Below are 12,535 nucleotides of genomic sequence, written 5' to 3'. Positions count from 1 at the left end.
CTTATTCTTCCCCTTTCATTCCCATTAAAACTCACAAAATAGATATCTGACGATGAAAAACTTCTGCTATGTTAAAATGGATATACTTTTAGCTTGAAAGGAAGAAATGAAATGAAATCACCTTTTACGTATAAACATACAGCTCCTGTGGAAACTGGAAAGCAACCGGCTATTTTTTTATTACACGGCATGGGAAGTAGCGAAGAAGACTTACCACAGCTAGTCAGAAATTTTGAGGAAAGCCATCACATTTTCAGTTTACGTGGCCCGATTGTTTACAATCCAGGCTATGCGTTTTTTACAATTGCAGAAGTAGGTAAACCCGATCGGGATGTATTTGATAAAGTACTAACTTTTGTTCAATCTTTTATACACGAAGCAATCGAAGAGTATGACCTTGATCCAAACGATATTACACTATTAGGCTTTAGCCAAGGAGCCATACTCGTACAATCTTTAGCACTAGTTATGGGGAATTCGATTAACAGAGTTGTTGCATTAAGTGGATACATACCTGATTTTGTAAAAGAAGAATATAGTAAACGTCCAGTCGACCATCTGAACATCTTCATTTCTCATGGGGATTATGATTACGTGATTCCTTCCCAGTGGGGGGCAGAAAGCAAAGATTATTTCGAAGCGCTCGGAGCAAATGTTACGTTTAAAACATACGGGGATGGGCACGGTGTAACACCGGAAAACCATCAAGATTTACTAGCATTTCTAAAGGATCAATAATACCAACTTGTGGGACTCTGCTAGAGTCCCTTTTCAATTTCGAGAATAATTATCGTACTGGGAATTTTCGTATATTTAACTTCTAGCATACACTTGATTCTTACCATTTTGTTTTGCCTGATACAGCCGCATGTCGGCCAGATGAAAAAGCTCATCAAAAGAATGAATGGACTCATGTTCCGTAGAAGAAATCCCAAAACTGGCCGCTATTTGTATAAATTGCCCGTTTTTCACTAATTGTAGGCTTGCTATAGTTTCTTTTAGGACATTCGCAAGTCTAAACGTCTCCTCAAATGATTCTCTACCGATTATGACAAACTCATCTCCACCGTAACGACCAACAAAGAACCCAGCACTCAAAGTATTTTTACATAGCATCCCTACTTCTCGAATAACTTCGTCACCTACTAAATGTCCATGTACATCATTAACCATCTTAAACCCATCTAGGTCAAATGCTATACAACTAATTGGTGCATTTACATTTTTCAAGTTACTGAACCAACTTGTAGCAAGTTCATTTAAGTAGCTTCGATTGTACAAACCTGTCAAATAATCTAATTCTGCTTTTTTCTGCATCTTGGATAATTGATGCTTTACATTCAGCTTTATAGCCTTAAATTCAAGTTCTCGTTCATTAATCTTCTGCAGCAGTTGGATATACTCTTTTTGCACTTGATAGGATTGATGGATGTCCTTCATAGCCTCGCTTATTTTCAATCGTTTTTCTTGGATAGTCTTCAATAAATACACATCCTGATAAGTATCTACAATTTCCTTTGCAGAGGAATATGCTTCAAAGGATTCTTTATATGCCCCTCTCTTACTCAACCAGTTCCCTTTTAACATTTGAAACTGTGCACGTTCTCGTATAAAGGATTCGAACACATTTTTCTTTTCCATTTCATCCATCACTAATTTCGCTTCTTCTAATAGATTCAAGCAAATATACGCATGAGCAATATTAAACATTACCCGTACTTCTAAAACAGGAGAATAAGGCTCATGTAGCTTTGCGGCAGCAAGCCCTTTTTTAGCATTTTCTAATGCTTCTTCATAAGCATCAAGCTTAATACAAACATGACTATAATTACTATAGGCATTACTCAAGATGTTATATCTCTTTAGTCGCTTCGCAAGTTGCATACTTTTGTTTAAGGTTTCCTTTGCATCCTCATATTGCTTATTGAATTCATATAACAAGAACATAACATTATATAATTGCAGATAATCTGTATCATCCCCATGAACCATTGTAATTTCCTCATACCGTTCCATACTTGCAAAGGCTTCCTCTATGTATCCAATTGAATAATAAGAAGCGGCCTGAGTGATATGAGCAATAAGTATAGATTTGTAATCTTTATGTACTATTCCAAGCTCTAATAGCTCGTTTGCCAGTTCTATTGTTTCTTGGTATTTCCCGTCAGCTCGTAACTGCGTAACCTCCGCCTGCAAACTGCTTAATACTTCTTTCATGATCACTTTACTCCAATCTTTTCAGGATTCTAGATTAAAATAATATGAATGATACTTAACACCTATTTTATAAAATGTGTTGAATATCCTTTTTCCCTATATATCCATTTTTTTATAATCACTTTTTACTCAATTCATTATAACTTGGAAATGTCTAATTATCTAATCATTGCATTTATTCGTAAGTGTGAAATAATTTGTCAATAGATTGTAATTTATCATTACTTTTAACATGCCATATCTCTAATTATTAATAACTTTACCGAGTTGCCGATACATATTAAGTGGAAATAATAAATAGTTAGGAATGATTTTATGAAGAAGAGCATCATTTTATATATGGCCATCATTTTTTCGCTTATACTCACTGGATGTTCGAATAAGGAAAAGAGTACAGATGCCAAAGAAAGAGTAAAGATAGGGGTGATGCTTTCAGATGACGGTCTAGGAGATCAATCATTCTCGGACCTTGGATTGATAGGCTTGGAACAAGCTCGTGATGAGTTAAATATATCTTTTGATTACCGAGAAATTCAACATACAAATACATATGAAAATGGACTGGAAGAGCTAGTTGCACAAGGGAATGATTTAATCATAGGTCTGGGCTTTTCTTTACAAGAGGCGCTTGAAACAATAGCTCCAAAATATCCAGATACTACGTTCGTACTTATTGATTCCGTATCGGATGTGCCTAATATTTATAATGTTACTTTTAAAGAAGATGAAGGTTCTTATTTATTAGGAGCTTTAGCTGCACTTAGAACAGAAAGCAATGTTGTTGGATTTATAGGAGGTATGGATACCCCCCTTATCCAAAAATTTGAGAGAGGTTTCACAGCAGGAGTCAAATCCCAAAACCCAGAAGCACAAGTGCTTACTACTTATGCAAATAGTTTTGGCGACGATAAACTCGGAGCAAGTATTGCAAAAGAAATGATTGCTGCTGGAGCAGATTTTATTTATCCTGCAGCTGGATTTACAGGAGTTGGGGCAATTCTAGAAGCCCAGAAAGCTGGTATTTACTCATTCGGAGTAGATAGTGATCAATACTATTTGGCTGAGAACAGTATCGTGTCCTCTATGTTAAAACAAGTAGACATCGCTATTTTCAATACGATCAAAGAGTTCGTGGAAACCGGGAAAATTTCCGAAAAAAATCAGGTGTTAGGCATAAAAGAAAACGGTGTAAATTTGGCTCCTATTCGTGTCATTAATCTTTCACCCGCCGAACAGAGTAAACTCGATAAACTACAAGAAGATATTTCAAATGGCTCGATTACAATACAATAATAAAAAAGTGAGGTGAAATTAGATGAAACTTAAACAAAAAATATTATTGATCTCTCTTATCCCATTACTGCTTTCAACTTGCATTATTGGATATAACATTACTCAATTAGCTTCACTAAAATCTTCTACCGAACAAATCGTGAAGGACTTAGTGAAAGTAGAAGAACTGAATAGCACAGCAAAAAGCCTTCAAAAATCTTTAAGCGCTTATTCTTTAAATATTTCCGAGAGCAATAAAAACGATATAGACGTCGACTTAGCAAATATGCAATCACTCTACGACGCACTAAGCCCTACCTTAACAAAAGAGGACCAGCAAGCTATTTCGAAACAACTTTTTCGTAAATATGAAGAAATTTTAAACGAGACAAATAACGCGTTAAGTACGCAAAATATAGCCGAAATAAAGCGGCAATCTCTTCGAACAAAAGGGATGATAAATGATGTAATCGAACTAAAACGAAGTATTACATCTGAATATCTAATGATGCAGTCTGACTTACAAACGAAGATTAATGGAATTATGTCTATTTCAATTATTTTAGTGGCAGTCCTTTTAATTGGCAGTATTTTATCGACTTTCTTCTTTACGAACCGGATTGTACGTCCAATAAAACAAATTACTAAAAATGCAGAAGAAATTGCAAAAGGAAATTTAACTGTCAAACTAGCAGATGTCACAACTCGTGACGAAGTAGCTGCTTTACAAAATTCCTTCCAACAAATGACCATCCATTTAAGAGATGTCATTACCCATGTATCAGATAGCTCCAACCAAGTTGCTGCTTCTGCAGAAGAGTTAATGGCAAGTGCAGATGAAACAATGAAAGGAACCGAGCTAATCTCTACTTCCATTCAACTTGTTTCAGATGGAGCGGACCAACAAACCTTCATGTCTGATGAGTCTGCACGTTCAGCTGAAGAAAGTTTAAACGCAGTCACTCAAATAGCTGAGCAAGCGAATGCAGTCATGGAGCTTTCCGTTTCAACCAATGAAAAAACAAAACAAGGTGCTGAGTTCGTTCAAGAAACCGTCTCACAGATGAAATCGATCAGCACATCCGTTGAGGAAACAGACAAAGCACTTATTATACTAAACGATCGCACCAAAGAAATCGTACACGTATTAAAACTAATTACTGATATCGCTGAACAAACAAACTTACTTGCATTAAACGCTGCAATTGAAGCTGCAAGAGCTGGTGAAGCAGGAAAAGGATTTGCTGTCGTAGCAGATGAGGTAAGAAAACTTTCCGAGCAAACAAGAAATTCTGTTTCAAGTATTTCCGGAATTGCATCAGAAATTGAACTAGATACTAACAAGACCGTCGCTTCGATAAATGATGTGAAAAATAGAGTGAATGCTGGTCTAGAAATTGCCCATCAGACCGAAGAGACATTCCACGATATCCTGGTTTCTGTAGAGCTTGTAAAAGAACAAGTAAGTACTATTACGAAAGTTACTAACAATATTAATGATCAAATGGTACAAGTATCTACTCATGCGCAAGAGATGACCAATGTCGCTAAAATAACTGCGGACAGCTCCAATTCCGTTGCAGCTGCTTCCGAGGAGCAATTAGCCTCTATGGAAGAGGTCACTGCTGCGGCCGTTTCCTTAGCAAACCTTGCAGAAGAATTGCAACAAAGAATTTCCAAGTTTACGGTTTAGGGAGACTGTACGGTAGTGAGTTGAATGAAGTGTCCGCCATGATTTTCACTACAGTACGCTTTTCGTGGGGTGAGCGAAAATCAATAATAAATTCTTATATATTTATGATTGACTTGCTAAAAACAAAATCATCAACATCTTTTTGATCATGTTATCCATAAAATGGCTAAGGGCAACCAACCAATAATTGAAAGCAATCAAATCTACCTGGAAAGCAACTAAATCAGCATGAAAGCAATCAAATCGCTGTTGAAAGCAATCATTCCTTAGAATAATAAGTTTACTTGGAATGATACGCCGATAAATACCACGCAGTTTCCCTAAATAGCGACTTCCTTATGAATTATTTAATTCATTTTATCATGCAACAAAACTAGGCTATCTCTTAAGTCAAAATAGACTTTAGAGATAGCCTTACTTTTTTATTCCTGCAAACTACATACAACTTGTCCTACAGCTTTTGCTGCGACTAATAAAGATGCTTCATCAATATCAAATTTGGGATGATGATTAAAATATGGATCCTCCACTCCTTCAGGCGTACAGCCAATATAGAAGAAGCACGCTGGGAATTTCTCCGCATAGTAAGCAAAATCTTCTGATGGAGCTAGTGCCGGGAACTCTCTCACTTCTTTAATATGTGGATCATTGGCATTTTTAAGTGTCTCAGCCACTTTCGCTGTCAATTCAGGGTTATTGTATACTGGTGGATAATCTGGTGTATATGTTAACTCACAAGTAACACCAAATTCTTCTTCCAGTCCTTTCACAAGACGTCTTACTTCTCTTTCAATCGTTTCTTTCGTTTCCACTGTCATATAACGAATGTCGGCTTCAAGTTCTACACTATCTTTAATGACATTGAATGTACCTTTCCCATCAAATGAACCAATGGTAATCACTCCAATATCAAACGGACTTAATCTGCGACTAATAATCGTTTGAACTGCTGTAACAAAATGTGCACCTGCAACAATTGCATCATTCGCTAAATGAGGAGAGGAACCATGTCCACCTCTACCTTGAATTTTTAATTTCATATATGCTCTTCCATTGAATGCGAAGCCAGCGTGATAGCCGACTAATCCTGCCGGACCCATCGGTAGCAAATGAATTCCATACACTTCATCTAAATCATCAATTAATCCAGATTCTACAATACTTTTTGCCCCACCTGGTGGAACCTCTTCAGCATGCTGATGAATGATTTTAATCGTTCCAGACAACTCTGATTTCAATTGGATCAAGCAATCTGCCAATACCAATAAATAAGCTGTATGACCATCATGACCACACGCATGCATCACACCTTCATTTTTCGATTTAAATGGGACTGGTGTTTCTTCTACAATTGGGAGTGCATCAAAATCTGCACGAAGCCCAATTGTTTTACCAGGTTTAGCCCCTTTGATTGTTACAATAATACCGTATCCATTCCCAACATTCGTTTGAACTTCCACATCTTTACCTTTATAAAAGTCTTCAATATATTTAGCCGTGTTTTCTTCTTTAAAAGATAACTCTGGGTTTTCGTGTAAATATCGACGAATTTGAATAATTTCTTCTTCTCGCTCTTCTAACATTTTCATTAATGTTTCTTTCATAATCTGCACTCTCCCTTATTTAACTTCACTTTTACCAGCGTTATTAGGAACCATGAAGAGAATTGATAGCAATGCAATGATTGCGAAAATCACGTTTGTTATAATACCACCAGTTGCCGCTGCATCAACTCCACTTTTGTCTGCAATCATTGCATATACAGTAGCAGAAATTGCAACCCCAAAAGCTGAGCCGAGGGAACTAGCCATCTTATATATACCAGATGCTGCTCCAATTTTATCATCCGGTGCATTGGATACAGCTGTATCTGTAGACGGTGTTGCGTACAAACCTAAGCCTAAACCGAACAAAGCAAAACCGATGAATACGACAACTGTATACGCTACGTCTGGTAAAAATGTTAAGCCCATTACACCAACACCGATTAGAGTCAAAAATGCACCCCAAAGCATCGGTTTTTTCGCACCAATTTTTTGTAGAATTTTTTCACCAACACGAATCATTCCTAGAACTGCAATGAGGTAGCCTATTGATAACATACCCGATTGGAAAGATGTAAATCCTCTCCCCTCTTGTACATACGTATTTGCAACCACTAATGTACCTGCAACCGCATTAAGCAAGAAGTTAGAAACTGTTGCACCTGTATATGGTGCATTTTTAAATAGCGCAAAATCGATTAACGCATTTGATTTACCATTTTCGACTTTCACGAATATTATCGCACCAATGATTGTCACCGCTACTAAAACGATTGTAATCCAGTTTGTCCAGCCAATTTCAGCACCTTGTGTGATGAAAATATTCAGCGCCAACATCGTAATAATGAAGACAATTAATCCACCTATATCGAATTTCGAATTACCATTGTCTTTTGCTTTACTTTCAGGCGTGTCTTTTATTAACCATAACGCAAGAACTGCGAAGATAATTGAAAAAATGAAAATCCATTTCCATCCCATATATGTTGCGATTGCTCCGCCCAGTAAAGAACAAACACCAGATCCACCCCATGAACCAATAGACCAAAAGCTTAGCGCACGCTGACGTTCTGCTCCTTCGAAGTAAGCTTTCATTAATGCGATTGTAGAAGGCATAATACATGCCGCTGAAATCCCTTGAATAATACGACCAATAATGAGTAAAGTAGCACCATTTGCTAACACTAAGCAAAGTGAACCGATAATACTTAAGATCAGCCCAATATTAGTAATTTTCTTACGTCCTACTTTATCAGCAAGTCCACCTGCTGCTACGATAAAAATACCTGAGAATAATGCCGTTAAGCTAATAGCAATATTTAATGTTCCCATCGAAATCCCTAAATCTTGTTGGATAGCTGGAACCACGTTAACCATCGCTTGGGCAAATAACCAGAATGTTAATACACCAAAAACGATACCTGTAATCATTTTATTTGAACCTTTATAGGTTGTTTCCATCATGTACACTCCTTATTTCGTTGTTTCACTACGTATTGATTATTTGTTAAAAATGCTGTTTCATACAAAATACTTTAGAATTAGTACAAGGCCTGTTTTAACTTGTTGGGGAAGCTTCCCTATAGCTATATTTTAAAAGAAAGATCATTTTATCATCATGCCTTTTTTGATGTGTTCCTATATAAAATTAGGCATTATTTTGATTGACGAAATGTTAGGTACAAAAAAGACGGTTAATATTGTACCTTTTAGTGTAGATTTTTCTCAAAGGTTCGTTCGGAAATATAGAATAATGGACAACGAAAAATGGTATATTTGGTTGCACAAAAAACACACCAGGGGATACTAGCTACGCTAGTATTCACTGATGTGTTCCGATGTCCATATGACTGCTGTTAAACGTACGATTTGCGTATATCAAAAAAGTGAATGGCGTTGATGGTTAAATAGGAGTAGAATGACCAGTCTCCATCTATTGTTTCATCAAAAATTTGCAAGGATGGATGACTAAGTCGATTAATATATTCAGCTATTTCTATATCTACTCCATGCTTACTACCTAAGTTCCACCAATTTGTATAAAGTGCTCCATTATCTTTATCATACGTATACTTTCTAACCTGATACTCACCAGGCTTCAACCCCTCTATAATTACCCGTACATCCTTATTCAACTTTTTCAAAAATGCATCTTCAATGGAGAAATAAGGGTTTATATTAATACAATTCATGAGCACTAATTGATAGCCCCTCTCATACTCCGTCATGATGAAATCTAGTCCTTGTGCAACAATGCTTCCAGACAGTTTTTCTGCAAACGACATTGCATAAAAAGCCGGACGTTTTCCATTAAAATAATGAAACAATTCCATTCCTTCCAATTGAATACGATGGTGTTGATCATCAACTTCATGCAATTCCGTGTTAATCCAAAAAGCAAGTGAGTCGACATCATTTGAAATATCCCATGCACTTTTTAACACTAAAGCCCCTCGAAAAAATGTGCCGTTTGTATAACGTGTATTTCCAGATAACGTATTCCACGTCACTAAATGGAGGGGTTTGTCGATATGATGCTGCTTTAGATAATATTTCATTTTATTTGTTTTTTCTTTAATATAATCCTTTGCTAGCAAAAATCGATCATTACTCGTCTCCTCAAAATCAATGACTTCATTTTGATTGGCATGGAAACCAATAAAATCTATGCGATCTTCTTCTTGTAAAATCCATGAATGACGATTGCTTGTTTTTTCTTCTTCAAAAGAAAACGGCAAATACACACCGATATGGATACCGGGAACAATTTTCTTGATACTGCTGTACAATTTCGTATACATACGGCACAATTCTTTTTGATCAACTGCTGTAAAATACGATTCATAAAAGAGAACATGCCACTTACTAACATAATTCTCGCCAAACACTTGAAGACAATGGCGAAGAAATTCCTCCAATTTTTTAAAATAAGAAGCTTCATCCGCTGATATATCTTGATAGCTAACACGACTAAATATGGCAAGATCATGCTTTTTCAAAAAGTTAATAGCCATATCTGCCTTAAAATACGGAGAAGAAGTCGCAATCGCCTCATCTGTTTCAACAGTTGGTAGAAATGTAGCATTACTTACTAAGTTTTGAATCCCTACATAGCTAAGCCTTAAATCTTCTTTTACAGTTAATACTTGCTCCCGTATATCCTCTTTTAATAGCTCTTTTAATTCTCGAACGATTAAAACATGATCTGGGCGAGTAATTTTGTCATTTGTAGGAACAGAAACATCAATTCGCAACTCTTCAAAACGTGTTTCCGTATTGCTGTATGTTTTATTTGTTTCAGCAAGCATTGACCCTAATTGAAGAAAAATGGAGGATGAGTTAGTGATTGTTTCCACGCCTTTTATGTTTCCAGTGTTATCGATGGTTATATCCTCTTCCATATGACGTTCCCGATATATTTTTGGTGTTTCCTCGTAAATTTCTTTAAAAAGGCTCGTAAAGGATTTCGTGTTCGGAAAGCCATTATTCATCGCTATAGAAGCAATGGAATCTGACGTATAAAGTAAGTCTTTCACACTATGCTTTAAACGAATATCCATTAAAAAACGACTAAATCCCAAGCCCATTTTTCGTTTGAAATAGCGGGATAAGTACCCTGGTGACACATAGAGCATATGAGCCATCTGTTCTAGTGTAATCTGTTCTTGATAATGTCTCTCCATATAATCAATGAGCTGTACGAGTCTATCATCTTCAGTATCTAGCTGCCCTAATGCATTTCCTTCCTCTTTGAAACGACGAATAAGTATAAGAAGAATTTCACTTACAATTCGTTGCATTTCTATCGTGTAAATATCGTCTTTCCGGTAGAAAGTGATGACCATTTCACCAAACAATGTACGGAGCTGATCCATTAATGCTTCCCGCCCGATGTCTATGTCTTGCGAAAAGCATTCAAACCATTGATGGCGATACTCTTTAAAGGATTGTTCCATATACAAATCAGAAATGGTGAATCGCAGAACACTGTTTTCTTTATTTCCCTTCATTTCAAAAAGCTCGTTTCGATTAATAACAAGTAAATCCTTTTCTTTCATTTGATAAATTCTACTACTCGTCTCAATCGTAAGTTCCCCTTCGATCACTAAAACAAATTCAATCCCGCGATTTACTTCACGGTCCACATTTCCAATTTTTTGTATCCGAAGATGAAAATCTTTTAATCGCTCGTCCATAACGATCACCTCCTAAAACTCTTATCGTCATCTTACTAATAGAGAAGTATATGGTGCAACATTTATCAGTTTAACTTAGCACGACTATCTTTTTACAGAGGGTTAATTTTGAGATTGTATTTATCGCAGTTTCTATTTTCAACGACCTCGATTGGTTAAAATAAAAAGAAAATAAAAAAACATTTACGGGACAATTTCATATTAAGTGAAGTTCAGCTCTTTTTGTGTTAATAATAGTAATAGGTAAAAGATTCTGATATACATTCTCTACCTGCTCTTTATAAAAACAGAATGTATGATTTGTTCTATTTTTTGAAACTTTTTGCACGCAATAACGTATCATTTATAAGGCTATTTTTAAATGGAGGGATATGAATGGGCATTAATTTGGTAAAAGGTCAAAAAATAGATTTAACTAAAGGGAGATCTTCTTTATCAAGCGTTATGGTTGGTTTAGGTTGGGACCCTGTTGAAAAGAAAAAAAGTGGTGGCTTTTTAGGAGGTCTACTAGGTGGCGGTGCTAGCGGAGCTGAAGTAGATTGTGATGCTTCTGTATTACTGCTAGATGAGAACGGCAAATTGCAATCTAAAAAAAACCTAGTGTATTTTGGCAACAAAGCAAGCCAAGATGGTAGTGTCGTTCACTCAGGCGATAATTTAACTGGAGCCGGAGAAGGCGATGACGAGGTTATCAATGTTAACTTAAACGCGATTTCATCTTCCGTACATAGGTTGGTATTCGTAGTTAACATTTATCAAGCGAAACAAAGAAAGCAAGATTTCGGTCTTATTCAAAATGCCTTCATCCGACTTGTAGATAATGGAACGAAAGAAGAGTTAGTACATTATAACTTATCCGAAAGCTATGCTGGAAAAACCTCTCTTTTCCCAGGTGAGTTATATCGTCATGGTTCTGAATGGAAATTCTCCGCTGTCGGTGAAGGCACATCTGATTTAGACATAGGTTCTATTGCAAACAAATACTTATAAGGAGTTGTTTATGAATGGGCATTAATTTATCAAAAGGACAAAAGGTAGATTTAACAAAAACAAACCCAGGTTTAGTGAATGTAACAGTAGGATTAGGTTGGGATACAAATAAATATGACGGTGGGAACGATTTTGACTTAGACTCATCTGTATTCTTACTTGGAAGCAATGGAAAATGTTCTTCTGAAAGTGACTTCATTTTCTATAATAATACAACGGGTGCTGGTGGTGCTGTTGTCCATACAGGAGACAATCGTACTGGAGACGGAGATGGGGACGATGAGCAAGTAAATATTAACCTATCAACCGTGCCGGCTTCCATTGAAAAAATTGCATTTAGTATTACTATTCACGATGCAGAAGCACGTGGCCAAAACTTTGGTCAAGTAAACAATTCATATGCACGAATTTTAAATGCTGATAGTGGAGAAGAATTGATCCGTTATGACCTAGGAGAAGATTTTTCTATTGAAACTGCAGTAGTAGTAGGAGAATTGTATCGTCATAACGGCGAATGGAAATTCAATGCCATTGGTAGTGGATACCAAGGTGGTTTAGCAGCTTTAGTTACTGACTTCGGTCTTAACTAAAACAGCACAAGCAAAAAGCAAGGGTCTTTTTCC

9 protein-coding genes are annotated in these 12,535 nt (G+C 36.4%); 5 read left to right on the top strand and 4 right to left on the bottom strand.

What is annotated here, in order from left to right; genetic code table 11:
• Window positions 1–111 precede the first annotated feature (111 nt).
• The gene (locus ACIP9W_RS18855) at window positions 112–738 is read left to right on the top strand and encodes an alpha/beta hydrolase (protein ID WP_400792595.1); all 627 of its coding nucleotides are present in this window, start codon (window positions 112–114) and stop codon (window positions 736–738) included.
• 75 nt (window positions 739–813) lie between these two features.
• Here ACIP9W_RS18855 and ACIP9W_RS18850 read toward each other — a convergent pair whose 3' ends face one another.
• Window positions 814–2,217 (bottom strand): tetratricopeptide repeat-containing diguanylate cyclase, encoded by a 1,404-nt coding sequence (locus ACIP9W_RS18850; RefSeq protein ID WP_400792592.1) that lies wholly within the window; start codon window positions 2,215–2,217, stop codon window positions 814–816.
• A 315-nt stretch (window positions 2,218–2,532) separates the two neighbouring features.
• Between ACIP9W_RS18850 and ACIP9W_RS18845 the strand changes: the two genes are divergently transcribed.
• Together ACIP9W_RS18845 and ACIP9W_RS18840 are read left to right on the top strand one after the other, a co-directional pair.
• Complete coding sequence (locus tag ACIP9W_RS18845) at window positions 2,533–3,510, top strand: BMP family lipoprotein (RefSeq protein WP_400792589.1); 978 nt, start codon at window positions 2,533–2,535, stop codon at window positions 3,508–3,510.
• A 22-nt stretch (window positions 3,511–3,532) separates the two neighbouring features.
• The gene (locus tag ACIP9W_RS18840) at window positions 3,533–5,182 is read left to right on the top strand and encodes a methyl-accepting chemotaxis protein (RefSeq protein ID WP_400792586.1); all 1,650 of its coding nucleotides are present in this window, start codon (window positions 3,533–3,535) and stop codon (window positions 5,180–5,182) included.
• 422 nt (window positions 5,183–5,604) lie between these two features.
• Here ACIP9W_RS18840 and ACIP9W_RS18835 read toward each other — a convergent pair whose 3' ends face one another.
• The 3 genes from ACIP9W_RS18835 to ACIP9W_RS18825 all read right to left on the bottom strand — a co-directional run bounded on the left by ACIP9W_RS18835 (window position 5,605) and on the right by ACIP9W_RS18825 (window position 10,922).
• Window positions 5,605–6,786, bottom strand: coding sequence for an amidohydrolase (locus ACIP9W_RS18835; protein WP_400792583.1), 1,182 nt, complete (start codon window positions 6,784–6,786; stop codon window positions 5,605–5,607).
• A gap of 15 nt (window positions 6,787–6,801) precedes the next feature.
• The gene (locus ACIP9W_RS18830; RefSeq protein ID WP_282242421.1) at window positions 6,802–8,190 is read right to left on the bottom strand and encodes an MFS transporter; all 1,389 of its coding nucleotides are present in this window, start codon (window positions 8,188–8,190) and stop codon (window positions 6,802–6,804) included.
• Window positions 8,191–8,582: 392 nt separating this feature from the next.
• Window positions 8,583–10,922, bottom strand: coding sequence for a helix-turn-helix domain-containing protein (locus tag ACIP9W_RS18825; RefSeq protein ID WP_400792580.1), 2,340 nt, complete (start codon window positions 10,920–10,922; stop codon window positions 8,583–8,585).
• A gap of 375 nt (window positions 10,923–11,297) precedes the next feature.
• Between ACIP9W_RS18825 and ACIP9W_RS18820 the strand changes: the two genes are divergently transcribed.
• Complete coding sequence (locus ACIP9W_RS18820) at window positions 11,298–11,912, top strand: TerD family protein (protein ID WP_282242423.1); 615 nt, start codon at window positions 11,298–11,300, stop codon at window positions 11,910–11,912.
• Between the two features lie 14 nt (window positions 11,913–11,926).
• Window positions 11,927–12,502, top strand: coding sequence for a TerD family protein (locus tag ACIP9W_RS18815; protein WP_282242424.1), 576 nt, complete (start codon window positions 11,927–11,929; stop codon window positions 12,500–12,502).
• The last annotated feature ends 33 nt before the right edge of the window (window positions 12,503–12,535 follow it).

Origin of the sequence: Psychrobacillus sp. NPDC093180 (assembly GCF_044754065.1) — a bacterium.
Classification (GTDB): Bacteria; Bacillota; Bacilli; order Bacillales_A; family Planococcaceae; genus Psychrobacillus.
Note: the sequence above shows the minus strand (reverse complement) of the source record. Positions and strands in the feature narration are given on the sequence as shown.